This window comes from Amycolatopsis sp. NPDC051128, assembly GCF_040682715.1.
Lineage (GTDB): Bacteria > Actinomycetota > Actinomycetes > Mycobacteriales > Pseudonocardiaceae > Amycolatopsis.
Window position 1 is genome coordinate 90,725 of record NZ_JBFBBN010000031.1, and the last position, 23,813, is coordinate 114,537.

At 72.0% G+C, this 23,813-nt stretch carries 21 protein-coding genes; 13 read left to right on the forward strand and 8 right to left on the reverse strand.

Going from position 1 to position 23,813, the window contains the following annotated elements; translation table 11 throughout:
- Position 1 precedes the first annotated feature (1 nt).
- Positions 2-565: an ATP/GTP-binding protein gene (locus tag AB0M82_RS28165; protein WP_364564949.1), complete on the forward strand. Its 564-nt coding sequence runs from the start codon at positions 2-4 to the stop codon at positions 563-565.
- Positions 566-635: 70 nt separating this feature from the next.
- Here the strand turns inward: AB0M82_RS28165 and AB0M82_RS28170 are convergent, their stop codons facing one another.
- The 4 genes from AB0M82_RS28170 to AB0M82_RS28185 form a co-directional block, all read right to left on the reverse strand.
- Positions 636-1,196, reverse strand: a complete 561-nt coding sequence (locus AB0M82_RS28170) for a dihydrofolate reductase family protein (RefSeq protein WP_364727842.1) — start codon at positions 1,194-1,196, stop codon at positions 636-638.
- An 82-nt stretch (positions 1,197-1,278) separates the two neighbouring features.
- A complete protein-coding gene (locus tag AB0M82_RS28175) occupies positions 1,279-1,938 on the reverse strand; it encodes a DUF899 domain-containing protein (protein ID WP_364727844.1) in 660 nt (219 codons plus the stop codon).
- The gene (locus AB0M82_RS28180) at positions 1,935-2,375 is read right to left on the reverse strand and encodes an SRPBCC domain-containing protein (protein WP_364727846.1); all 441 of its coding nucleotides are present in this window, start codon (positions 2,373-2,375) and stop codon (positions 1,935-1,937) included. Before AB0M82_RS28180 ends, AB0M82_RS28175 begins: the two co-directional genes overlap by 4 nt.
- A complete protein-coding gene (locus AB0M82_RS28185; protein ID WP_364727848.1) occupies positions 2,368-2,694 on the reverse strand; it encodes a metalloregulator ArsR/SmtB family transcription factor in 327 nt (108 codons plus the stop codon). The genes AB0M82_RS28180 and AB0M82_RS28185 overlap by 8 nt, the downstream gene beginning before the upstream one ends.
- Before the next feature lie 138 nt (positions 2,695-2,832).
- Here AB0M82_RS28185 and icmF point away from each other — a divergent pair, with 138 nt between their 5' ends.
- Positions 2,833-6,066, forward strand: coding sequence for a fused isobutyryl-CoA mutase/GTPase IcmF (icmF, locus tag AB0M82_RS28190; protein WP_364727850.1), 3,234 nt, complete (start codon positions 2,833-2,835; stop codon positions 6,064-6,066).
- Here icmF and AB0M82_RS28195 read toward each other — a convergent pair.
- On the reverse strand, positions 6,063-6,746 hold the full coding sequence (locus tag AB0M82_RS28195; protein ID WP_364727853.1) for a class I SAM-dependent methyltransferase: 684 nt from the start codon (positions 6,744-6,746) through the stop codon (positions 6,063-6,065). The genes icmF and AB0M82_RS28195 overlap by 4 nt on opposite strands.
- A 76-nt stretch (positions 6,747-6,822) precedes the next feature.
- Between AB0M82_RS28195 and AB0M82_RS28200 the strand changes: the two genes are divergently transcribed.
- Positions 6,823-7,653 carry an LLM class F420-dependent oxidoreductase gene (locus AB0M82_RS28200; RefSeq protein WP_364727856.1) on the forward strand — a complete coding sequence of 277 codons (831 nt, stop codon included), beginning with the start codon at positions 6,823-6,825 and terminating at the stop codon, positions 7,651-7,653.
- A 7-nt stretch (positions 7,654-7,660) separates the two neighbouring features.
- Here the strand turns inward: AB0M82_RS28200 and kstR are convergent, their stop codons facing one another.
- Positions 7,661-8,293 carry a cholesterol catabolism transcriptional regulator KstR gene (gene kstR, locus AB0M82_RS28205; RefSeq protein ID WP_364727859.1) on the reverse strand — a complete coding sequence of 211 codons (633 nt, stop codon included), beginning with the start codon at positions 8,291-8,293 and terminating at the stop codon, positions 7,661-7,663.
- Between the two features lie 172 nt (positions 8,294-8,465).
- On the opposite strand from kstR, the gene AB0M82_RS28210 reads away from it, so the two are divergent.
- The 3 genes from AB0M82_RS28210 to AB0M82_RS28220 all read left to right on the forward strand — a co-directional run bounded on the left by AB0M82_RS28210 (position 8,466) and on the right by AB0M82_RS28220 (position 14,601).
- Positions 8,466-10,538 (forward strand): acyl-CoA dehydrogenase, encoded by a 2,073-nt coding sequence (locus AB0M82_RS28210; RefSeq protein WP_364727862.1) that lies wholly within the window; start codon positions 8,466-8,468, stop codon positions 10,536-10,538.
- A 164-nt stretch (positions 10,539-10,702) separates the two neighbouring features.
- Complete coding sequence (locus AB0M82_RS28215; protein WP_364727865.1) at positions 10,703-13,441, forward strand: DEAD/DEAH box helicase; 2,739 nt, start codon at positions 10,703-10,705, stop codon at positions 13,439-13,441.
- Complete coding sequence (locus AB0M82_RS28220; RefSeq protein ID WP_364727868.1) at positions 13,441-14,601, forward strand: SWIM zinc finger family protein; 1,161 nt, start codon at positions 13,441-13,443, stop codon at positions 14,599-14,601. Before AB0M82_RS28215 ends, AB0M82_RS28220 begins: the two co-directional genes overlap by 1 nt.
- Positions 14,602-14,618: 17 nt before the next feature.
- Here AB0M82_RS28220 and AB0M82_RS28225 read toward each other — a convergent pair whose 3' ends face one another.
- Complete coding sequence (locus AB0M82_RS28225) at positions 14,619-15,854, reverse strand: alpha/beta hydrolase (RefSeq protein WP_364727871.1); 1,236 nt, start codon at positions 15,852-15,854, stop codon at positions 14,619-14,621.
- Positions 15,855-15,917: 63 nt separating this feature from the next.
- Between AB0M82_RS28225 and AB0M82_RS28230 the strand changes: the two genes are divergently transcribed.
- On the forward strand, positions 15,918-17,309 hold the full coding sequence (locus tag AB0M82_RS28230; protein ID WP_364727873.1) for a wax ester/triacylglycerol synthase family O-acyltransferase: 1,392 nt from the start codon (positions 15,918-15,920) through the stop codon (positions 17,307-17,309).
- Here the strand turns inward: AB0M82_RS28230 and AB0M82_RS28235 are convergent.
- Positions 17,306-18,169 (reverse strand): alpha/beta fold hydrolase, encoded by an 864-nt coding sequence (locus tag AB0M82_RS28235; RefSeq protein ID WP_364727876.1) that lies wholly within the window; start codon positions 18,167-18,169, stop codon positions 17,306-17,308. The two genes, AB0M82_RS28230 and AB0M82_RS28235, sit on opposite strands and share 4 nt — an antisense overlap.
- A gap of 86 nt (positions 18,170-18,255) precedes the next feature.
- On the opposite strand from AB0M82_RS28235, the gene AB0M82_RS28240 reads away from it, so the two are divergent.
- The 6 genes from AB0M82_RS28240 to AB0M82_RS28265 all read left to right on the forward strand — a co-directional run bounded on the left by AB0M82_RS28240 (position 18,256) and on the right by AB0M82_RS28265 (position 23,632).
- A complete protein-coding gene (locus AB0M82_RS28240; RefSeq protein ID WP_364727878.1) occupies positions 18,256-19,374 on the forward strand; it encodes an acyl-CoA dehydrogenase family protein in 1,119 nt (372 codons plus the stop codon).
- Positions 19,375-19,378: 4 nt separating this feature from the next.
- Positions 19,379-20,533 carry an acyl-CoA dehydrogenase family protein gene (locus AB0M82_RS28245; protein WP_364727881.1) on the forward strand — a complete coding sequence of 385 codons (1,155 nt, stop codon included), beginning with the start codon at positions 19,379-19,381 and terminating at the stop codon, positions 20,531-20,533.
- Entirely contained in the window at positions 20,530-21,456 is a 927-nt protein-coding gene (locus tag AB0M82_RS28250) for an OB-fold domain-containing protein (RefSeq protein ID WP_364727883.1), read from the forward strand. The genes AB0M82_RS28245 and AB0M82_RS28250 overlap by 4 nt, the downstream gene beginning before the upstream one ends.
- Positions 21,453-21,839: a MaoC family dehydratase gene (locus AB0M82_RS28255; protein WP_364727886.1), complete on the forward strand. Its 387-nt coding sequence runs from the start codon at positions 21,453-21,455 to the stop codon at positions 21,837-21,839. The genes AB0M82_RS28250 and AB0M82_RS28255 overlap by 4 nt, the downstream gene beginning before the upstream one ends.
- Positions 21,836-23,005, forward strand: coding sequence for a lipid-transfer protein (locus tag AB0M82_RS28260; protein ID WP_364727889.1), 1,170 nt, complete (start codon positions 21,836-21,838; stop codon positions 23,003-23,005). Before AB0M82_RS28255 ends, AB0M82_RS28260 begins: the two co-directional genes overlap by 4 nt.
- A gap of 78 nt (positions 23,006-23,083) precedes the next feature.
- Positions 23,084-23,632 (forward strand): DUF5134 domain-containing protein, encoded by a 549-nt coding sequence (locus AB0M82_RS28265; RefSeq protein ID WP_364727896.1) that lies wholly within the window; start codon positions 23,084-23,086, stop codon positions 23,630-23,632.
- Positions 23,633-23,813: the final 181 nt, after the last annotated feature.

The following is a 23,813-nucleotide window of genomic DNA, read 5'->3' on the forward strand; positions in this document are numbered from 1 at the left end:
CATGACATCCGCCAAGATCGTGGTGGCTGGCGGTTTCGGTGCGGGGAAGACGACGTTCGTCGGGTCGGTGTCGGAGATCGTGCCGCTCACCACCGAGGCGATGATGACCGACGCGAGCGTCGGCGTCGACAACCTCGACCACACCCCGAACAAGTCGACGACCACGGTGGCGATGGACTTCGGCCGGGTGTCGCTGGACGCGGACCTGATCCTCTACCTGTTCGGCACGCCCGGGCAGCAGCGGTTCTGGTTCATGTGGGACGACCTGGTCCGCGGCGCGATCGGCGCCGTCGTGCTGGCCGACACGCGCCGGCTGGCCGACTCGTTCGCGCCGATCGACTTCTTCGAGGACCGGGGCCTGCCCTACATCGTCGGCGTCAACACGTTCGACGGCGTGCTGGAGCACGACATCAACGACGTCCGCGAGGCGCTGTCGATCGACCCGAACATCCCGATCGTCCGCTGCGACGCCCGCGACCGCGAGTCGACGAAGCAGACGCTGATCACGCTGGTCGAGTACGCCATGCGGCAGTGGATCGCGCTTCGGGCGGCCAAGGCGCGGTAACGAGGCCGCAAAGCCTCCGACGGCCACCATCATCAGGGCAGATGTCGGCCGTCAGAGGCTCTGCGTTCCTTCACGCGCGCCGGAAGCGCAGCAGGACGACCCGGCCGTCGAAGGTGCGCGACTCGACCAGCTCGAGGCCGAGCCGCGCGGTGCCCTCGGCGAACGGGCGCTTGCCGCCGCCGAGGACGACCGGATGGACGACCACCAGGTACTCGTCGATCAGGCCACGCGCGGTGAGCTCGGCGGCCAGCTCCGCGCCGCCCATGAGCAGCACGTCCTTCCCCGGCTCCGCCTTGAGCGCGGCGACCGTCTCGCGCAGGTCGCCACCGACCACGCGGGTGTTCCAGCCGGCCTGCTCCAGCGTCCGCGAGAACACGATCTTCGGCGTCTCGCGCCAGACGGGCGCGAACGCGACGTCGTGCGGGTCGTCGGAGACCGACTCGGCGGTCGGCCAGAACCCGGACATCATGTCCCAGACCCGCCGCCCGTAGGCGAACTCGCCGTGGCGCGCGGTCAGTTCCCGCGAGTAGCCGGACAGCTCGGGGCCCATGACGGGCCAGTCGAACTCGCCGTCCGGGCCCTCCACACAGCCGTCGAGCGAAGTGTGGACAAAGTAGGTGATCTCGCGCATTTCCGTCTCCTCCTGCCGGGGTGCTTACGCGAGAGGGTCGGAGCCGCGGCCGCCGACCGGACACGTCCGCCGGAGAAAGTTTTCAGTACTCGTCGTGGCGGCGCCACCAGGAGCTGGGAGCGTCGTCACCGCGGCTTTCCTCTTCCCATGCCTCCTGACGGCCCAGCGGTGTGACGTCGAGGTACCGGTGCGACGCGAGGAACATCTCCCCGCCGCGGCCGGAGGTGAAGTAGGTCCGGAAGACCTCGTCGCCGTCCCGCAGGAACACGCTCACGCCGAACCCCATACCCACGCCGCAGTCGTCGGTGAACCCGGTGCCGTGCGCGGAAACCCAAGGGACGTCCCAGCCCATCCGCGCCCGGTACCGCTCGATCTCCGGCAGGGTCGCCGGCGCGACGACCTTGAGCGTGACGTCGCGGGCGTGCAGGTGCGCCAGGTGCGGCATGTTGTCGACGAGCAGGGAACAGCCGGGGCAGCCCGCCTCGTCGCCGGGGTGCAGCATGAAGTGGTAGACGATCAGCTGACGGCGGCCCTCGAACAGGTCGAGCAGGCTGACCTGCCCGTCCGCGCTGTCGAACGGGTACTTCGCGTCGAAGCGGACCATCGGCAGCCGGCGGCGCTCGGCGGCGAGGTGGTCGGCCGCCTTCATGTGCTCCTTCTCCTTGACGAGCAGCGCGTCGCGCGCGGCCTGCCATTCCTCCGGCGAGACGATCTCGGGCAGGGCGTGCTGGGTGGCGGTCATCGGGCGTCCTTTCCTCGGATGAAGCCGGTCAGGTCGTCGAAGCTGGAGGTCCAGCCATCGTGGTGGCCGTCGCGCTCGGCGTCGGTCGGGAAGCCGGTCTGGGTGAAGGTCATCTCGGTCTTGCCGTCGAGGTCGGCGAAGCCGATCGTCACGAGCGTCTCGGTCCGCAGGTCGCCCTCGGTGTCCCAGGCGAAGGTGAACACCAGCCGTTCGGGGGCGCTGACCTCGCGGTAGACGCCGTGCATCCAGTGCTCTTCGCCTTCGGCGGAGCGGATGCAGGCCCGCCAGTGGCCGCCGGGACGCGGGTCGAGGGTGACGGCGGACCCGGTGAAGCCGTGCGGACCCAGCCAGCTCGCCAGCCGGCCGGGCTCGCTCCAGGCGGCGAACACGAGCTCACGGGGCGCGTCGAACACGCGCGTGATCTCCAGGTCAGGCATCGCCGGTCAGGCTCCTCAGGTGCTCCTCGAGTCGGTCGAACCCGTCGTCCCAGAACCGGCGGTAGGCGGCCACCCACCCGGCGACGTCCTCCAGGGGTTTCGCCTCCAGCCGGCAGGGCCGCCACTGGCGGCTGCGGCCGCGGGTGATCAGCCCGGCCTGTTCCAGGACCTTCAGGTGCCGGGAAACCGCGGGGAGGCTCATCGGGAACGGCTCGGCGAGCTCGTTCACCGTCGCCTCGCCGGTGGACAGCCGGGCGAGGATGGCGCGCCGGGTGGGGTCGGCGAGAGCCGAGAACGTCCGGCTCAGCGTGTCCGTCATTTCGCCGGCCTGTTAATTAACATAGTCGTTAAATATAGCCTTGAGCTGCGCGCTGTCAAGGTTTCTCCCCGGCGGCCTGAGACCCGCGTCACCGAACCTCGGGTTTCCAATAGTAGGAAGTCAAAGTATTTTGGAGGGATGAGCAGTGAGCTGTACCGCCCCGCGCACCCCGTCCGGTTCGTCACCGCGTCGAGCTTGTTCGACGGCCACGACGCGTCGATCAACATCATGCGGCGGATCCTGCAGTCACAGGGCGCGGAGGTCGTCCACCTCGGCCACAACCGGTCGGTCGACGAGGTGGCCACCGCGGCCATCGCCGAGGATGTCCAGGGTGTCGCCATCTCGGCTTACCAGGGCGGGCACGTCGAGTACTTCTCCTATCTGGTCGAGCTGCTCCGTGAGCGCGGCGCCGGCCACATCAAGGTCTTCGGCGGCGGGGGCGGGGTGATCGTGCGTGAGGAGATCGAGCTGCTGCACTCGCGCGGCGTCACCCGCATCTTCTCGCCCGAGGACGGCTACGAGATGGGCTTGCCGGGCATGATCAACCTGATGATCAAGGCCTGCGACGTCGACCTCGCGGCCGACGGCCCGGCACTGGACAAGGTGCTCTCCGGCGACGTCGCCGCGCTCTCGCGGGTCATCACCCAGCTGCAGGCGGAGCGGCTGTCCGGGGACCTGCTGGGCGGTATCACCGAGGCCGCGGGCAAACGGGAGGTGCCGGTCCTCGGCATCACCGGCACCGGCGGCTCGGGCAAGTCGTCGCTCACCGACGAGCTGATCCGCCGCTTCCGCCTCGACCAGGAGGACAAGCTGCGGATCGCGGTGCTCGCGGTCGACCCGTCGCGGCGCAAGGGCGGCGGCGCGCTGCTCGGCGACCGCATCCGGATGAACTGCCTCGACGGCTCTCCGGTGTACTTCCGCTCGCTGGCGACCCGCACGACGTCCGGCGAGATCCCGGCCGGGCTGCGCGAGTCGATCCTGGCCTGCAAGGCGGCCGGGTTCGACCTGGTGATCGTCGAGACGCCGGGCATCGGCCAGGGCGACGCCGGGATCGTCGACTTCGTGGACGAGTCGCTGTACGTGATGACGCCGGAGTTCGGCGCCGCGTCGCAGCTGGAAAAGATCGACATGCTCGACTTCGCCGACGTCGTCGCGATCAACAAGTTCGAGCGCCGCGGCGCGGAGGACGCGCGCCGGGACGTCGCCCGCCAGCTGGTGCGCAACCGTGAGGCCTTCTCGGAAGGTCCCGAGGACATGCCGGTGTACGGCACGAGCGCGGCGAAGTTCAACGACGACGGAGTCACCGCGCTGTACCAGCACCTGCGCGGCCTGCTAGCCGAGCGCGGCCTCGGCGTGTCCGCGGGGGCCCTGCCGCGGGTCGAAGGCAAGGTGTCCACGGACGCCTCGACGATCATCCCCGGCAACCGCTCACGCTACCTGGCCGAGATCGCCGAGACCGTCCGCGGCTACCACGCCAAGACCGGGCAGCAGGTCGCCGCGATCCGCAAGCGCGACGCTTTGGCGACGGCGCGCGCCGAGCTGGCCAAGGTGGACGCCTCGACCGACGCGCTGGACGGCCTGCTCGCCGCGGCCGAGTCCGATGTGGACGGCGAATCGACCAAGCTCCTCTCGCGGTTCCGTGAGCTGGCCGAGGAGTACCGCCAGGACGAGCTCGTCGTGAAGATCCGCGACAAGGAACTGCGCACGCAGCTGTGGCGCGACACGCTGTCCGGCAACCGGATCCCGCGCGTCGCCCTGCCTCGGTACGCCGAGGCCGGCGAGCTGCTGTCGTTCCTGCGCCGCGAGAACCTGCCCGGCTACTTCCCGTACACCGCGGGCGTCTTCCCCTTCAAGCGCGAGGGCGAGGACCCGGCGCGGATGTTCGCCGGCGAGGGCGACGCGTTCCGCACCAACCGCCGCTTCAAGCTGCTGTCGGCCGACTCGGAGGCGAAGCGGCTCTCGACCGCGTTCGACTCGGTGACGCTCTACGGCCACGACCCCGACACCCGCCCCGACATCTACGGCAAGGTCGGCACGTCGGGCGTGTCCATCGCGACGCTCGAGGACATGAAGGTTCTCTACGACGGCTTCGACCTGACCGCGCCGAACACGTCTGTGTCGATGACCATCAACGGTCCGGCGCCGACGATCCTGGCCTTCTTCCTCAACACCGCGATCGACCAGAAGCTCACGGAGTTCCGGGCCGAGCACGGCCGCGAGCCGTCCGACGACGAGGCCGTCGAGCTGCGCGAGTGGGCGCTCCGCAACGTCCGGGGCACCGTGCAGGCCGACATCCTCAAGGAGGACCAGGGCCAGAACACCTGCATCTTCTCCACCGAGTTCAGCCTCCGGATGATGGCCGACATCCAGGAGTGGTTCATCGAGCACGGGGTGCGGAACTTCTACTCGGTGTCGATCTCCGGCTACCACATCGCCGAGGCCGGGGCGAACCCGATCTCGCAGCTGGCCTTCACGCTGTCCAACGGGTTCACCTACGTCGAGTCGTACCTCGCCCGCGGCATGGACATCGACGACTTCGCGCCGAACCTGTCGTTCTTCTTCTCCAACGGGATGGACGCGGAGTACTCGGTGCTCGGCCGGGTGGCGCGGCGGATCTGGGCGGTGGCGATGCGCGAGCGCTACGGCGCGAACGAGCGCTCGCAGAAGCTCAAGTACCACGTGCAGACGTCCGGGCGGTCGCTGCACGCGCAGGAGATGAGCTTCAACGACATCCGCACCACGCTGCAAGCCCTCTGTGCGTTGTACGACAACGCGAACTCCTTGCACACCAACGCGTTCGACGAGGCGATCACGACGCCGTCGGAGTCGTCGGTGCGCCGCGCGATGGCCATCCAGATGATCATCAACAAGGAGTGGGGCCTGTCGAAGAACGAGAACCCGCTGCAGGGCTCGTTCGTCATCGACGAGCTGACCGACCTGGTCGAGGAGGCCGTGCTGACCGAGTTCGACCGGATCTCCGAGCGCGGCGGCGTGCTCGGCGCGATGGAGACCGGCTACCAGCGCGGCAAGATCCAGGACGAGTCGATCCTGTACGAGCGCAAGAAGCACGACGGCTCGCTGCCGATCATCGGCGTCAACACCTTCCGCAACCCCCGCGAAGGCGAGGCCGACGTCGAGGTCGAGCTGGCGCGGGCGACGGAGGCCGAGAAGCGGTCCCAGCTGGACCGGCTCGCGGACTTCCAGCACCGCCACCACGAGGAGGCCGAGCAGGCGCTGAAGGTGCTGCGCGAAGCGGCCACCCGCAGCGGCAACCTGTTCGGGGTGCTGATGGATGCCGCGCGGGTGTGCTCGCTGGGGCAGATCACGGAGGCGTTCTTCGAGGTCGGGGGCCAGTACCGGCGCAACGTCTAGCGGCGGACCGCTTTCAGCCGCCAGACCGGGACCAGCACGCGGCCGTCCGCGTCGGTGGCCATCCCGGTCAGGCCGTCCGCGTCGGCGTCCAGCACCTCCCGGATACTCTGCCGCAGCTCGTCCGGGGTCATCGACGTCGTGTAGACGGTCGGTTCGAGCTTCTCGATCGTCCAGTCCTTCCCGACCGTTTCGCGCAGGTTGGCCTCGCTGATCAGGTAGGGCGCCGGGAACGCGTCCGGCACCTGCGGCGAAAAGGCGAACAGGTGCAGCCGCGCGCCAGGCCGTGTCGCGCGGGTCAGGGCAGCGAGGTACGCGCGCCGTTCGTCCTCGCTCAGGCAGTGGTAGAGCGCGCTGTCGAGCACGGTGTCGAAGCGTCCTTCGTAGCCTTCGAGCTTCGTCGCGTCGGCGACCGCGAAGGTGACGTCGGGCGTGCGGGCGCGGGCCTGCTCGATCGCCGACGGCGCGCCGTCCAGACCGGTGACGCGCAGGCTGCGGGAAGCGAGGAACGCCGAGTTGTCGCCGAGGCCACAGCCGATGTCGAGCACTTCGCCGGTGAACTCGCCGGCGTCGGCCAGTGCGACGACGGCGGGCTGCGGCGCCCCGATGTCCCACGGCATCTTCCGGCCCATCGGCGTGCCACCCCGGTACAGCTCTTCGAAGTCGACGTCCTGTACGTCCATCGCTGCCCCCTTATTCAACGAATGATGAGATCGTTCCATCATGCACGCTCCGTCGGCCTGGTGGTAGTGGTGGAGTATGAAATTCGGGATCTCGACGTTCGTGACCGACGAGGGCATCCGGCCGGACGTGCTGGGCGCGGCGCTGGAGGAACGCGGCTTCGACTCGCTGTTCCTGGCCGAGCACTCGCACATCCCGGCGAGCCGCGAATCGCCTTACCCCGGCGGCGGTGACCTGCCCCGCGTGTACTACCGCACGCTGGACCCGTTCGTGGCGCTCGCCGCCGCGGCCACCGCGACGTCGGAACTGCTGCTCGGCACCGGCATCGCGCTGCTGATCCAGCGCGACCTGATCCACACGGCGAAGGAGGTCGCGTCGCTGGACCTGATCTCCGACGGCCGCGCGCTGTTCGGCGTCGGCGTCGGCTGGAACCGCGAGGAGATGCGCAACCACGGCACCGACCCGAAGACGCGCGGCGCGCTGATCGACGAGCAGCTGGCCGCGCTCAAGGAGATCTGGACCAAGGACGAGGCCGAGTTCCACGGCGAGCACATCGACCTCGACCCGATCTACAGCTGGCCGAAGCCGGTGCAGAAGCCGCACGTCCCGATCTACATCGGCGGCGAGAGCGAAGCGGCGCTGAACCGTCTCGCCCGCTACGGCGACGGCTGGCTGCTTCGCGGGTTCACGCGGTTCGAAGAGGCGCAACGCGTGCGTCGCTGGCTGGCCGACCAGGGCCGCGAGGACGTGCAGTTCGCCGTCTTCGGCGGGCCGACGAAGCCGCAGGTGATCGACGGCTTCCGCGAGGCGGGCGTCGAGCGCTACACGTTCCTGCTGGAGACGCTGCCGGAGGCCGAGACGCTCAAGGCCCTCGACGAGCTGGCCGAGGTGGCCGCCGCGCACCGCTGACCGGCGGCTACTTGTCCAGCAGCAGGTGCACCGACAGCTCGAGGCGGTTGGCGACGTCGGCGGCGGAGGCGCGGCGGGTCACCCAGGCCACCAGGTTGGCCATCCAGACGTCCGCGATCACGTGGAAGATGTCGCGGTCGGCCTCGGTCGGCTCGGCGATGCCCATCGCCTTGGCGAACATGTTCTCCATCAGCAGGCCGACCTGCTCGACCTCGGCGGCGGCGGAGGTGTCGGCGAACATGAACGCGCGCACCATCGCCTCGGTGAGGTGCGGGTCGCGCTGCATCAGGCGGGTGTTGCGGCCGAGCACGAACATCAGCCGCTCGGCCGGCGTCTCGCCGGGGATGGCCTGGCGCTCCAGCTTCTCCTGCGCGCGTTCGAACTCGCGCGCCAGCCCGGAGACGAGCAGGTGGATCTTCGAGGGGAAGTACCGGTACAGCGTGCCGAGGGCGACGTCGGCCTTCTCCGCGACCGCGCGCATCTGCACGGCGTCGTAGCCGCCCTTCGCGGCCAGGGCGAGCGTGGCGTCGATGATCCGGCGCCGCCGGTCGCGCTGGGCGGCCGAGCCGAGTTCGTCGGCGCCGATCGCGCTGAGTCCGTTACCGCGTGCCTTCGCCGGCGCTTTGGCTTTGCCGGGCATCGGCGTCCCCCGTCCTTCGGAACTTGTTCCAGTTCACGACGTAGAGTACCTGTCCTGGCGAAACGTTCAACAACCGACCCGCTGGCCGAAAAACTATAACACGTTCTACACTCGCGAGTAGGATGGCCCGATCGGCAACCGCCGACACGATCCCGCGCCGCGAGGAGGCCCCATGCCGGTCGCGCTCACCGAGGAACAGGCCGCGCTGGCCGAGGCGATCCACGCCTGGTCCACCGCGCACCGCCCGCGAGAGGCGGTGCGGGCGGCGGAAACCGGGACCGGCGCGGCGATCCCCGCGGGCTTCGCCGAGCTCGGCCTGTTCGGCGTCGCCCTGCCCGCCGCGGCCGGCGGAGCCGACGGCAGTATCGCCGATCTCGCCGCCGGGCTCGCCGCCGCGGCGGAGGAACTCGTTCCGGGCCCGGTCCTCGGTACCGCTTTGGGTGGCCTCCTGCTCGCGGAGGTCCTCGAAGCGAAGGAGCTGCTCCCGGCACTCGCCGAAGGGGAGGCCACGGTCGCGGTGCTGCTGGACGCGCCGTCGCTCGACGACGGCGTCACCGGGCCGGTGCCGGGCGCCGATCCCGGAGCCTGGCTGCTGGTGCCGGTCGACGGCGGGCACGTGCTGCTCGCGCCGGGAACTCCCGGCGTGACCGTCGAGCCGCTGCCGCCGTTCGACTTCTCGCGCCCGTCGGCGCGGATCCGGTTCTCCGGCGTCCATGTCGACGACGTGCTGACGCTGCCGCCCGTGGCGGAACTGGCCGCGACGTTGGCCGCCGCCGAAGCCGCCGGGGTGGCGCGGCGGTGCCTGACCGTCGCCGTCGAGTACGCCAAGGTGCGCGAGCAGTTCGGCAAACCGATCGGCGCGTTCCAGGCGATCAAGCACCTCTGCGCGGAGATGCTCTGCCGCGCCGAAGCGGCCGAAGCGCTGGCCTGGGACGCGGCGAGCGGGCAGCACCCGCTTTCGGTGACGAGCGCGGCCGTCGTCGCCCTCGACGCGGCCGTCGCCAACGCCAAGGACTGCGTCCAGGTCCTGGGTGGCATCGGGTTCACCTGGGAGCACGACGCGCACCTCTACCTGCGCCGGGCCGTGGCCCTGCGGCAGTGGCTCGGTGGTTCCGCCCGATGGCGCCGTCAGGCGGCGTCGCTGACCCTCGCCGGAACCGAGCGCACCCTGGGTATCGACGTCGGGGACGATCCGGCGTTGCGGGACGAGGTCGCGCGGATCGCCGCGCTGCCTGCAGCTGACCAGCGGGTCGCGCTGGCCGATGCCGGGTTGCTGGCCCCGCACTGGCCGGCGCCGTTCGGCCGCGGCGCCGATGCCGCCGGGCAGCTGCGGATCGACGCCGCGCTGCGGTCCGTCGGTGTCCGCCGTCCGGACCTGGTGATCGGCGCGTGGGCGGTGCCGACGATCCTCGAGCACGGCGACGACGAGCAACGCCTTCGGTTCGTCCGGCCCACCCTGCGGGGGGAAATCACCTGGTGCCAGCTGTTCAGCGAGCCCGGTGCCGGCTCCGACCTGGCGTCGCTGCGGACGACGGCCCGGCGCGTCGACGGCGGCTGGCGGCTGTCCGGGCAGAAGGTGTGGACGTCGCTCGCCCGCGAAGCCGACTGGGGGATCTGCCTGGCCCGCACCGACCCGGACGTGCCCAAGCACAAGGGCATCACCTACTTCCTGGTCGACATGCGCGCCGAGGGCATCACCACGCGGCCGCTGCGGGAGATCACCGGCGATGCCGTGTTCAACGAGGTGTTCCTCGACGACGTGTTCGTGCCGGACGCCGACGTCGTCGGCTCGCCGGGGGGCGGCTGGCGGCTGGCGCGCACGACACTGGCCAACGAGCGGGTGGCCATCGGCGGCGGGTCCGCGGTCGGCGAGAGCGTGCAGTCGCTGGTGTCCACAGTGGACGCCTCGGTGCTGGACGACGTCGCCTTGGACCGGCTCGGCGGGCTGGTGGCGTTCGGGGTCGCGGGTTCGGTGCTGGATCTGCGGGCCGCGCTGCGGCGGCTCGGCGGGCAGGACCCGGGCGCGGAGTCGAGCGTGCGGAAACTGCTCGGGGTGCGGCACCGGCAGGAGGTCGCCGAGTTCGCGTTGGAGCTGGCGGGGACGGGCGCGCTGGCCGCGGACGGCCCGGCGTCGGCGGTCCAGCACGAGTTCCTGCTGACGCGCTGCCTGTCGATCGCGGGCGGCACGACGCAGGTGCTGCGGTCCTTGACCGCGGAACGGCTGTTGGGGCTGCCGCGCGGCTGATGCCCCGCCAATCACGCGAGATACGCGCCCAATCACGCGAGTTCCGGTTCTGATCACGCGAGTTACGGCTCGGATCACGGGGTCCGCGGTGTCCGGGCGGCGCGAAAGGACCGTTCGCGCCGCCCGGCCCGAAACTGTCGGGGACGTGTTCTAGCGTTGCGGTCGTGGAGTTCAGCGCAGACACCCAGGCCACCTACCTTCCCGCGGATCCCCCGCGGGACGGCGTGCTGGCCCTGTGGGGCGACGACGTCGCCGGCGGGACCACGATCGAGCTCGTCCTGCCCCGGGGGGCGAAGTTCGCGCGGACGAAGGTCGACGCGGAGCTCGTCCCGCTGGAACGCGCGCTGCCGCGCCTGCTCGCGGTGGGGGAGGAGGCCAGCCCGGCCGTCGCGGCGTGGTCGGCCGCCGTCAACGCCGGCGTGAACCTCGTCGCGCGGGGGCGGTTGCGGCCCGCCGCCTCGCCGTCCGGGGCGGCGGCCTGGCGGATCGGCCCGCTCGACGCCGCCGACGAGGAGCTGCTGCGTGGCCTGGCCGGCGCCCTGCCGCCGGAGGCCTACGCGCTGCCGCTGACAGGGCTGAAACGCATCCGCCTGCACTCGCCGGACTCCCTGGTGCGCGCGCTCTGGGACGCGACCGCCGACCTGCTGGTGCGCAGCCCGGCGGCGCCGGTCGGGGCCGGTGATCCCGCGTTCGCGGCGCGCGAACCGGCGCTGCTCGGCCCCGACGCCGCCGCCTGGCTGGCCGAGCTGGAGGCCAGGGAACCCCGGGGTGTGCAAGTGCTCCTTCGGGTCGAGGGCCGGGCCGACGACGCGTTCGCCGGGGTGCTGGCGGTGCGCAGCATCGCCGAGCCCAGCCTCGTGGTGGAGGCGGCCACGCTGTGGGACGCGCCGGACGCGGTGCTGAACCGGCTCGGCGACCAGGTGGAGACGCAGCTGCTGCTCGGCTTGCGCCGCGGTGCGCGGGCCTGGCCGCCGCTGAGCCGGGTGCTGGCCGAGCCGGCGCCCGCGGAGCTGCCGCTGTCGGACGACGAGGTCGTCGACCTGCTCACCGACGGCAGCCGCGAGCTCGGCGGCGCCGGCATCGAGGTGCTCTGGGCGAAGGGGCTGTTCGGCGGCGAGGTGAAGGCGAGGGCGAGCGCCACGCAGGCCCCGGCGAGCGTCACGGAGGCGGAGTTCGCGCTGAAGAGCCTCCTCGAGTTCCGCTGGCAGCTCAGCCTGGGCGGCGAGCAGCTGACGGAGGCGGAGGTCGCCGCGCTCGCCGAGGCGAAACGCCCGCTGGTCCGGCTGCGCGGCCAGTGGGTGCGCGTCGACCCGCGGCTGCTCGCCCGGGTGCGGGGCCGCACCCGCACGCTCGACGCGGGCGAGGCGCTGGCCGCCGCGCTCACCGGCGAACTGGAACTGGACGGCGAACGCGTCGAGTTCGCGGCGCCGCCGGTGCTGGGTGGGCTGGCCGAGCGGATCCGCGACCGCGCCGCCGCCGAGGTGGCCACGCCGCCGGGCCTGCACGCGACGCTGCGGCCCTACCAGCGGGCGGGGCTGGCTTGGCTGGCCACGATGACCGGGCTGGGGCTGGGCGCCTGCCTGGCCGACGACATGGGCCTGGGCAAGACCATCCAGCTGATCGCCCTCCACCTGCACCGCCGGACGTTCGCGGCGGGCCCGACACTCGTCCTGTGCCCGACCTCGCTGCTGGGCAACTGGGAGCGCGAGTTCGCCCGCTTCGCTCCCGGCATCCCGGTCCGCCGGTTCCACGGCGGCGGCCGCCACCTCGACGACCTGGCACCCGACGAGGTCGTCCTCGCCACCTACGGCGTCCTGCGCCGCGACCGCGAGACGCTGTCCGACGTGGACTGGGGGCTGATCGCCGCGGACGAGGCGCAGCACGTGAAGAACCCGTTGTCGGCCACCGCGAAAGAACTGCGCAAGATCCCCGCGCAAGCGAAAGTCGCCCTCACCGGCACCCCGGTGGAGAACCGGCTCACCGAACTGTGGTCCATTGTGGACTGGACGACGCCCGGCCTGCTCGGCCCGCTCGACCGCTTCCGCCGCACGGTGGCGCGGCCCATCGAGCGTGACCGCGACAAGGTGGTGACCGAGCGGCTGGCCGCCACCGTCCGGCCGTTCCTGCTGCGGCGCCGCAAGTCCGACCCGGACATCGCCCCGGAGCTGCCGCCCAAGACCGAGACCGATCGGTTCGTCCCGCTGACCGGCGAGCAGACCACCCTGTACGAGGCGGTGGTGCGGGAGAACCTGGCCGAGATCCGCGAGACGCAGGGGATCAAGCGGCGCGGGCAGGTGCTGCAGCTGCTCACCGAGCTCAAGCAGATCTGCAACCACCCGGCGCAGTTCCTCAAGGAACCGCACGGCGCGCTCACCGGCCGCTCCGGCAAGCTCGCCGCCTTCGAGGAACTCCTCGACGTCATCCTCGACGAGGGCGAGAGCGTGCTCGTGTTCAGCCAATACGTCCAGCTCTGCCGGCTGCTCGAACGACGGCTGACCGAACGCGGGCTGCCCACCGAACTGCTCTCCGGGGACAGCTCGCCGTCGAAGCGCCAGGACATGGTCGACCGGTTCCAGGCCGGCGAGATCCCGGTGTTCCTGCTGTCGCTCAAGGCGGGCGGGGTCGGGCTCAACCTGACGCGCGCGACCCACGTGATCCACTACGACCGCTGGTGGAACCCCGCGGTGGAGGACCAGGCCACCGACCGCGCGTACCGGATCGGCCAGGACCGGCCCGTCCAGGTGCACCGGCTGATCGCCGAGGGCACGCTGGAGGAGCGGATCGCGCAGGTGCTCGAGAAGAAGCGCGGGCTCGCCGAGTCGATCGTCGGCGCGGGGGAGGACTGGATCACCGAACTGTCCGACGACGCGCTCGCCGACCTGGTCCGGCTCGGGGGCGGATGATGCCACCCCGGCGGAACTTCGGCACGACCTGGTGGGGCCGCGCCTGGGTCGACGCGCTGGAGCAGCGCGCGAAGCTCGACCCGAATCGGCTGCCTCGCGGGCGGACGTACGCGCGCAAGGGCACGGTCAGCGAGCTGCACGTCGGCGCCGGGGCGGTGCGCGCCCGGGTGCGCGGCAGCCGTCCGCAGCCGTACAAGGTGACGATCACCATGCGCACCTTCACCGGCGGCGAGTGGGACACGCTGCTGGGCGTGGTCGGCACGCAGCTCGGGCACGCGGCGGCGTTGCTCGACGGCGAGCTGCCGGGCGCGCTCGCCGAGCAGGCCCGCGAGGCGGGCGCCGACCTGCTGCCGGGGCCGGGTGACCTGCGGCCGCGGTGCTCGTGCCCGGACTCGGCGAACCCGTGCAAGCACGTCGCCGCGGTGTACTACCTGGTCGCCGACGAGGTGGACCGCGACCCGTTCACGCTGTTCCTGTTGCGTGGGCGCCCGCGTGGGGACGTGCTGACCGAGCTGCGGGCCCGCCGGGCGCCGGCGCGCGGGGAGAAACCGACACTGCCGAAGCCGGTGGACGAAGGATTGACGCCGCGCGCCGCCTACGCGCGGCGGCCGGGCGCGATCCCGGTCCTGCCCCCGCCGCCGCGGGCCGCCGGGCCACCGGCCGTTCTGGACCTCGACCCGCCGTCGAGCACCGGCTGGACGGCGGCGGCATTGTCCGGGCTCGCCGCGGATGCCGCGTCACTGGCGCGCGACCTGCTGGTCGGCGGGGCCGCGGCCGCGGAGCTGACTTTCGAGGAGGACCTCGCGCGACGTGCGGCAGGCCGCTCCGGCCCGGAGGTCACCGCCCTCGCCACGGCGGCCGGGATACCCCCGCGTGACCTGAGCCGCTGGGCGGCGGCCTGGCGCGAAGCCGGTCGCGGCGGCCTCGCGGCGGTGCGCGACACCTGGCAGCCGGGCCCCGGCCCGCTCGCCGAGGCGCAGGCGGTCCTGGCCGACGCGGCCATCCCCGGGACGCCCCGAATCTGGCGCAACCGCCTGACGCAGGGCGAACTGCAGCTGCGCTACGGCCGCGACGCCCGCTGGTACCGCTTCGTGCGCTCCGGCACGGAGTGGCGCCTCGACGGGCCGCCGTCCACGAGCCCGGTGGACCTCGCCTATTGACGAACGAACCGTGACACCTACCGGGTTTCGGCCTTCCAGGCGTTGTACGTGTGGTCGAGGAACCGCGCCACCCCGCGCACCACGTGCGCGCTCCGCACGGACGTGAACACGTCGAACGCGTGCTGCGCGCCGGCCAGCTCCGCGTACGCCACGGGATGCTGGGACTTCTCCCGCAGCCGCCGGACGAACTCGCGGGCTTCGCGCACCGGCACGAGCGAGTCGTCGCGGCCGTGGATCACGAAGAACGGGGGCGCGTCCGAACTGATCCGGTCCAGCGGGGAGGCCGCGACGTAGTCGTCGAGGTGGTCGACCGGGTCGCGGTCGGCGGCGAACACCCGGCGCGCGATCAGGCTCTCCAGCCGGTCCTTGCTGGCCTTCGAGCCGCTGGTCGCCGCGAAGTCGTAGACGCCGTAGTGCGGCACGCACGCCTGCACGCTCGTGTCGGCGTCCTCGAAGTCCGGCTGCAGCGCCGGGTCGTTCTGCGAAAGGGCCAGCAGCGCCGACAGGTGCCCGCCCGCCGAGCCGCCGGTCACCGCGACGAACCGGGGATCGCCGCCGTACGAAGCGATCTGCGAGCGGATCCACGCCAGCGACCGCTTCGCCGCTACGATGTGCGCGGGCCAGCGGTGGGTGGGGGAGAGCGGGTAGTTGATCGCGACGCACACCCAGCCGCGCCGGGCCAGGTAGCGCATCAGCGGCCGGCCCTGCTCCTCCTTGTTGCCGATCACCCACGCGCCACCGTGCACCTGCAACAGCACCGGGGCGCCGGAAACCGGCTCCAGGGGCCGGTACACATCCAGGAGGAACCGCTTGCCGCCCGGGGCGTAGGCGATGTTCCGGTCGACCCGGACGTCCGGCGCGCCCATCCGGAACGGCAGCGCGAGTTCGCCCCACGGCAGCCCGAGGTCAGAGCGGCCCAGCTCCGACGCGTAGTCGTCGCCGAGGGCTTCGGTCAGCGCCTTTTCGATCTCGTCGCGGGCGCCGTGCCCGGTCCGGATCAGCGCGCCGAGCCCGGCGGCGGACGCGGCGGCCAGCGTGAGGCCCGCCTTCGTGGACCGGTCGCGGACACCGTGGCGCGCCAGGTGCACGGCCGTGTCGGCGACGGTGAGGGCGAGGAACTGGGGCGCGAGCTCCCCGGTCAGCCACCCGGCGAAGAACACCGGGATCGTCGTGGACCGGGCCCGCGAGGGGCGGAGCGCGTTCGCGGTGAGGCCGAGCTGGACCGCGCGACGGATCAGGAAATTCGGCTGCACCAGCGTGATGATACCGGCGAGTAGGGTGACGTGCCGCCCGCCGGAAGTGTTTAGGCTGGCGCCATGCAGAGACTGAGCGGCCTCGACGCGAGCTTCCTCTACCTCGAGACGTCGTCCCAGGTTCTGCACGTCTGCGGGCTGCTCACCCTCGACGGCTCCACCGTTCCCGGCGGCTACACCTTCGCCAAGCTCAAGCAGCGGCTCGACGAACGGGTCCGGGTGATCCCGGCGTTCCGCCGCAAACTGCACAATCCACTCTGGAACCTCGGTCATCCGGTGTGGATCGAGGACGAGGACTTCGACCTCGATCACCACGTGCACCGCATCGGCGTGCCGGCTCCCGGCGACCGCGCCGAGCTGGCCGAGCTGTGCGCGCACATCGCCGGGCAGCAGCTCGACCGCGCGCACCCGCTGTGGCAGCTCTACGTCATCGAAGGCCTGGCCGACGGCCAGATCGCCGTGCTGCTGAAGATGCACCACGCGAGCGTCGACGGCGTGAGCGGCGCCAGCCTGATCACCTACCTGGCCGGCCTGGCGCCGGACGCGCCGATGCCGCAGGTCGAGGAGCCCCGCAACTCCGCGATCCCGTCGCCGCTGAACCTGCTCCGCTCCGGCGTCGAGAGCTTCGTGAAACGTCCCGCCGAAGTCGCGCGGCTGCTGCCGGACCTGCTGGAGCTCGTCCCGCGCTGGCTGGGGAAGGCCGTGCGCGGCAAGGGGATGCCGGTCCCGTTCACCGCGCCGAGGACGTCGCTGAACGGCACGATCACCGGGCACCGCAGCGTCGCGTTCGCCCAGCTCGGCCTCGACGAGATCAAGGACGTCAAGAACGCCTTCGGGGTCACGGTGAACGACGTCGTGCTCGCGCTCGTCGCCGGCGCGCTGCGGGACTTCCTGGCCGCGCGGGGAGAACTGCCCGCGGACCCGCTGGTGGCGACCGTCCCGGTCTCGGTGCGCGACCGGACCGAACGCGAGCACGGCGGCAACAAGGTCTCGGCGTTCTTCGCGTCCCTGCCGACGCACCTGGCCGACCCGGCCGCGCGGGTGTTCTTCCTTGCCGAGGCCAACCGGCTGTCGAAGGACCACCACTACGACATCCACGCCGACATGCTGCAGGACTGGGCGCAGTTCTCCGCCGCGACGGCGTTCGGCCTCGCGGTGCGCGCGTACTCGGCGCTGCGTCTGGCGGAGAAGCACCCGGTGGTGCACAACCTGGTCGTCTCCAACGTGCCCGGCCCGCCGATGCCGCTGTACCTGCTCGGCGCGCGGGTCACCGGCTTCTACCCGCTCGGCCCGGTCTTCCACGGCGCCGGGCTGAACGTCACGGTGCTGTCCAACGCGGGCAAGGTGCACGTCGGCCTGCTCGGCGCGCGGGAGCTGGTCAAGGACCTGTGGCCGCTCGCCGACGCGCTCCCGGAAGCCCTCGCCGAGCTGCTGAAGGCGGCGCCCGCCGCTTAGCGGGCGCGCACCGACGCGACGGCGGCGAGCAGGGCGGGCACCCACCGGTCGGCGGCGAGCACGCACGCCGCGTGCCCGGCCGCGACCTCGTAGGTCGCCGCGCCCGGGATCCGCTGGGCGAGGGATCGCTGGTGGCCGGGGGCGATGAACCGGTCCCGGGTGGTCACGACGACCGCGGCCGGCAGCCGGAGGGTGTGCAGCCACGGCCGGGAGTCGAACCGGCCGATCTCGTCGACGGCGACCGCGATCTCCCACGGCGTGGTCGACCGGAACTCGCGCAGCCCCCACCGGTGGTCCTCGACGCGCCGGCTCGGGGCCGCGGGCGCGACGGGCGGCCGCGCGCGCTCACTCAGCCGCCGCAGCGTCCGGCCGAAGACGTCGAGGGCGACGCGCTGGCGCAGCCCGCGGCCGAAGTGGCCGGCGGTCGAGCACAGCACCAGTCCGGTAACACGTTCTGGTTCGGCGTGCGCGACCAGCTGGCCGACCAGGCCGCCCATCGAGTACCCGGCGAGGGCGAACCGGTCGATGCCGAGCGCGTCCGCGACCGCGGTGACGTCGGCGGCGCAGTCGGCCAGCCGGAAGTCCGGGGAGCGGATGCCCCGGCCGTGCCACCGCTGGTCGAACACGACGACGCGGTGGTGCCGCGCCAGCCGTTCCAGCGCCGGATACCAGGTCAGCAAGCCGGTGCAGGCCACCGAATGCAGGAGGACGAGCGCGGGCGCGTCCCGCGGGCCGGCGTCGGTGACCACGGTCCGGCCGCGGCCGGGCAGCTCGAGCGGGACCGGGTCGGGCACGCCGGCGGTCGGCGGCACGGTGATCAACCGGCGCCGGCCAGGGCCGGGCGGGTCGGTGGCCGCCATCCACTCCTCCGCGGGGGTTGCCGTGCTGGCCTTTTCCGGTTAAGACTAGAACAGGTTTCAGTATTGCGCCGACTCGGAGGACGGGCGTGGACTTCACCCTTGACGATACGCAGACCGAGATCGCCGCCCTCGCCGCGAAAGTTCTCGGTGATTTCGGGGGTGCCACCCCCGAGCCCCGCCCGGGGGGCTTCGCCCCCACGGACCCCCCAAAGCGAGTGGTAGACGACGATCCTTGGCGCGCCCTGGCGTCGTCGGGTCTGCTGGCGCTCGCGCTGCCCCCGGACCTGGAGGGCGACGGCCTGGGCATCGCCGAGGTCGCGCAGGTCCTCACCGAGGCCGGGCGGGCCGCCGCGCCGGTGCCGGCCTACGCCGCGCTGGCCCTGGGCGTCCTGCCCGTCGAGACGCTCGGGAGCCCGGCGCAGCGCGCGGACCTGCTGCCACCGGTCGCGGCCGGGGAGGCACTCCTCACCGCGGCCCTGCACGAGCCGTCGGCGCCACTGCCCGCCCAGCCCGCCGCGACCGCCCGGGCCGCCGACGGTCATTGGCTGCTCGACGGCGTCAAGACCGCGGTGCCGTACGCCCGCGAAGCCACCCGGATCCTGACGCCCGTCTCCACTCCGGACGGGACCGCGGTGTTCCTGGTCGACCCGCACGCCGACGGCGTCACCCTGGTCCCGACGCGCAACTCCGCGGGGACACCCGAGTGCACCGTGCGGCTCGAGGACGTCGCCGTCGAAGAGACCGGCCTGCTCGCCGGCCACGGCGCCGTCGCGACGCTGCACCGGTTCGCGCTGGCCGGGGCACTGGCCCTGGGGGACGGCCTCCTGGCCGGAGCGCTGGCGCTGACCGTGAAGCACGTCGGCGAGCGGACCCAGTTCGGCCGTCCGCTGGCGACGTTCCAGGCGGTCGCGGGCCAGATCGCCGACGTCTACGTCGCCGCGCGGACCGTGCACCTGGCCGTGACGTCCGCGGTGTGGCGGCTGGCCGCCGGGCTCGACGCGGACGCCGAGCTGGACGTCGCCGCCTACTGGCTCGCCTCGCGGGCCCCGGAAGCGCTGGCGACGTGCCACCACCTGCACGGCGGGGTCGGCGTCGACGAAACCTATCCGCTGCACCGGTATTCGTCGGCGGCGAAGGATCTCGGCCGGGTGCTCGGCGGCGCCGCGCACCGGCTCGGCAGGCTCGGCGAACGAGTGGCGGGGTGAGCGGATGCACGTCGAACTGACCGCGGCGCAACGGGAACTGCGCGCCGAGCTCCGCGCGTACTTCGCCGGGCTGATCAGCCCGGAGGAGCGGCGCGCGATGCGGCGCGAACGGCACGGGCCGGTGTTCCGCGAGATCGTCCGCCGGATGGGCCGCGACGGCCGGCTCGGCGTCGGCTGGCCGGTCGAGTACGGCGGGCAGGGCTTCGGCGGGATCGAGCAGCACTTGTTCGTCGACGAGGCCGCGCGCGCCGACGTCCAGCTGCCGTCGGTGACGCTGCAGACGGTCGGGCCGACGCTGCAGGAGTTCGGCACGGACCAGCAGAAGTCCTTCTTCCTGCCCAAGATCCTGGCCGGCGAGATCCACTTCGCGATCGGGTACACCGAGCCGGAGGCGGGCACCGACCTCGCTTCGCTGCGGACGACGGCCGTGCGCGACGGCGACGAATACGTCGTCAACGGCCAGAAGATCTTCACCACCGGCGGGCACGACGCCGACTACGTCTGGCTCGCCGTGCGGACCGCGCCGGACGCGCCGAAGCACAAGGGCATCTCGATCCTGATCGTGGACACGCGCGACCCCGGTTACTCGTGGACGCCGATCATCACCTGCGACGGCGCCCACCACGTCAACGCGACGTACTACTCGGACGTCCGGGTGCCGGTGAACCGCCTGGTGGGCCAGGAGAACGCGGGCTGGCGGCTGATCACGACGCAGCTCAACCACGAGCGCGTCATGCTCGGCCCCGCCGGCCGGATCGGCGGGCTCTACGACCGCGTGCGCGCCTGGGCGGCCGCGCACGACCTGCTGGACCGGCCGGACGTGCGGGCGGTACTGGCCGAGGCCATGGCGGTGACCCGGGTGAACGAACTGCTGAACTGGCAGGTCGCGGTGTCGTCGGCGAGCGCGCCGGTGGGCGTCGCCGACGCGTCGGCGACCAAGGTGTTCAGCTCCGAGGCGATCCAGCGGATCGGCCGTGCTCTCGAGGAGATCGTCGCCTGCCACGGCGACCTGGCCGATCCGGACACCGCCGAGCTCGCGGAGTGGCTGGACATCTCGGCGAAACGGAACGTGGTGCTGACGTTCGGGGGCGGGGTCAGCGAGATCCAGCGGGAGCTGATCGCGTCGATCGGCCTGGGCCTGCCGAGGGTGCCGCGATGAACGACCGGGACATCGTCGAAGCCGCCGAGAAGATCGCCGCCCGCGGGGAGTGCGCGCCGCGCCTGGCCCGCGACCCGGTCAACCAGGCCATGGTGAACAACTGGGTCGAGGCGATCGGGGACGGCAACCCGGTCTACACCGATCCGGAGTTCGCGGCCCGGAGCGTCCACAAGGGACTGGTCGCGCCGCCCGCGATGGCCCAGGTGTGGACGATGGGCGGCCTGAACGTTCCCCGGGGGAGCGACGATCCGCTCGGCCTGATGATGGCACTGCTCGACGAGGCCGGGTTCACGTCCGTCGTCGCGACCAACTCCGAGCAGACCTACCACCGCTACCTGCGCCACGGCGAACAGGTCACCGCGGCGACGAAGCTCGAGAGCGTCGTCGGCCCGAAGAAGACCGCGCTCGGCGAAGGCTGGTTCGTCACCACGCGGATGACCTGGTACGTCGGGTCCGAAGCGGTGGCGGAGATGCTGTTCCGGGTCCTGAAGTTCCGCCCGCCCGCGCCGAAACCGCCGTCTCCGCCGCCGGCGCCGGTGCTGCGGCCGGTGATCAGCCGGGACACGGAGTTCTTCTGGGAGGGCCTGAAGGCGGGCGAGCTGCGCATCCAGCGGTGGGGTGACACGCTGCGGCACCCGCCGGGGCCGATGCCGCCCGACGGTTCGCTGGACACGAAGCCGGACTACGTCGTGGCGAGCGGCCGGGGGACCGTGTATTCGTACGTCGTGCACCACCACCCGAAGGTGCCGGGCAAGGAACTGCCGTTCGTCGTGGCCCTGGTCGAGCTGGAAGAAGGGGTTCGCGTCATGGCCGAACTGCTGGACGCCGCACCGGAGGAGGTCCACATCGGGCTTCCGGTGGTGGCGGCCTTCGTCCGGGTCGACGACGAACTGACGCTGCCGGCGTGGAAGGTGGCACGATGACCGTCGACGTCGGAACCGAGCTGCCGCCGCTGACGATCGAGGCGACCCCGACGTTCGTCGTCAGCACCGCCCTGGCCACCCGCGACTTCCAGGACGTGCACCACGACCGCGACGCGGCCGTCGAGCGCGGCTCGAAGGACATCTTCCTCAACATCCTCACCGACACCGGCCTGGTGCAGCGGTTCGTGTCGGACTGGGCCGGACCCGAGGCGCTGATCCGGTCGATCAAGATCCGGCTCGGCGTGCCGTGCTACGCCTACGAAACCCTGACGTTCACGGGCCGCGTGGTGTCCCGCGAAGGCCGCGAAGTCGTCGTGGCGGTGTCGGCCGTCGACAGTCTCGGCGAGCACGTCGCCGGGACCGTGGAGGTGACCCTGCCGTGACGCTTTCGGGCAAGGCGGCCATCGCCGGGATCGGCGCGACGGAGTTCTCGAAGGACTCGGGCCGCAGCGAGCTGCGCCTGGCGGCCGAATGCGTGTCCCACGCGCTGGTCGACGCCGGCCTTTCGGCGTCCGATGTGGACGGTCTGGTGTCGTTCACGATGGACGGCAACGCGGAGATCGCGCTCGCGCGCGAACTGGGGATCCCCGAACTGAAGTTCTTCAGCCGCGTCCACTACGGCGGCGGTGCTGCGGCGGCGACCGTGCAGCAGGCCGCGATGGCGGTCGCCACCGGCGTCGCGGACGTCGTCGTCGCCTACCGCGCGTTCAACGAACGGTCCGGGCACCGCTTCGGCCAGGTGTCCTCGGCGGCGGCCGGCCAGGTCAATTCGTCCGGTGTGGACAACGCGTTCCACTACCCGATGGGGATCGCGACCCCGGCGGCGACGGTGGCCATGGTGGCACGGCGTTATTTGCACGACTACGGCGCCACGAGCGAGGACTTCGGGCGCGTCGCCGTGATCGACCGCAAGCACGCGGCGACCAACCCGAACGCCTGGTTCCACGGGCGGCCGATCACCCTCGAGGAGCACCAGGCGTCCCGCTGGGTGGCCGAGCCGCTGCACCTGCTCGACTGCTGCCAGGAGAGCGACGGCGGTGTCGCGCTCGTCGTCACGAGCCTTTCGCGGGCCCGAGACCTGGCCCAGGCGCCGGCGGTGATCGCCGCGGCGGCGCAGGGGAGCGGGCCGGACCAGTACGTGATGACCAGCTACTACCGCGACGACCTCGCGGCGCTGCCGGAGATGAGTGTCGTGGGCAGGCAGCTGTGGGGCCAGTCCGGCCTCGGACCGTCCGATGTGGACGTCGCGGTGCTGTACGACCACTTCACGCCGTACGTCCTGATGCAGCTGGAGGAGCTCGGCTTCTGCGGCCGCGGCGAAGCGAAGGACTTCATCGCCGGCGGCGCGCTGGAGCTCGACGGCGCGCTGCCGCTCAACCCGCACGGCGGCCAGCTCGGCGAGGCCTACATCCACGGCATGAACGGCATCGCCGAAGGCGTCCGCCAGATCCGCGGCACGGCGGTCAACCAGGTCGCCGGCGCGGCCCGGGTCCTGGTCACCGCGGGTACCGGCGTTCCGACGAGCGGGCTCATCCTGACGAGTGACTGACCCATCACCTCATTGACGGCTGGTGCGCGGCCGTCGTGGATGTCACGGTGGAGACACCATCCACGACGGAGAGTGAGGCTGCTGGTGGACTGGGTGCTCACCGCGGTGTTCGCGGCGCTGGCGCTGCCGTGCGTGCTGCGGCTCGCCCGCCTCGACTACGCGCGGCTGGGACACGGGGTCCGCCACGGCGACCTGGCCGAGCTGCTGCTGGTGGTCGCGATGGTGGCGATGCTCTCGCCGGTCGGCGGCCCGATCCCGGCGGCCGGCTGGCAGGCGGTGCTGGTGCTGACGGCGGGCTGGTTCGCGGTCGCGTGGTGGCGGGGCGGTCCGGGCTGCGCGCACCACGCCCTCTCGGCGGCGGCGATGTGCTACATGGTCACGGCGATGCCCCACGGCGGGATGGATCACGGGCCGTGGCTGACGATGTCCGCCATGGATTCGCGGTTGGCGTTGCCGCTGGTCGCCCTTGCGGCGGCAGGGTATTTCGTGGTGGACGCCGCCCGGACGGGAGTGCTCATCGTGCGCGGGCCGTCGGTGACCGCCGAGTCCGGGCACGCCTCGCGCGCGGTGTGCCGGACGGTGATGGGGGCCGGAATGGGGTACATGCTGCTGGCGTCGGCTTTGTGAGCCTGGGCCGGATGCCGCGAATGACTCATTCGGGACCTCGCAGGTCCCGAATGAGTCATTCGCGCAAGGCCGGGTGGTTAAGGATTCCTCTGCCGCGCAAGCGGTCAACGGAAGGCCGTGAATGTCGCATTGAGAGACTCTATGTCCCTCAATGCGACATTCACGGCCGGGGGGGAGCACC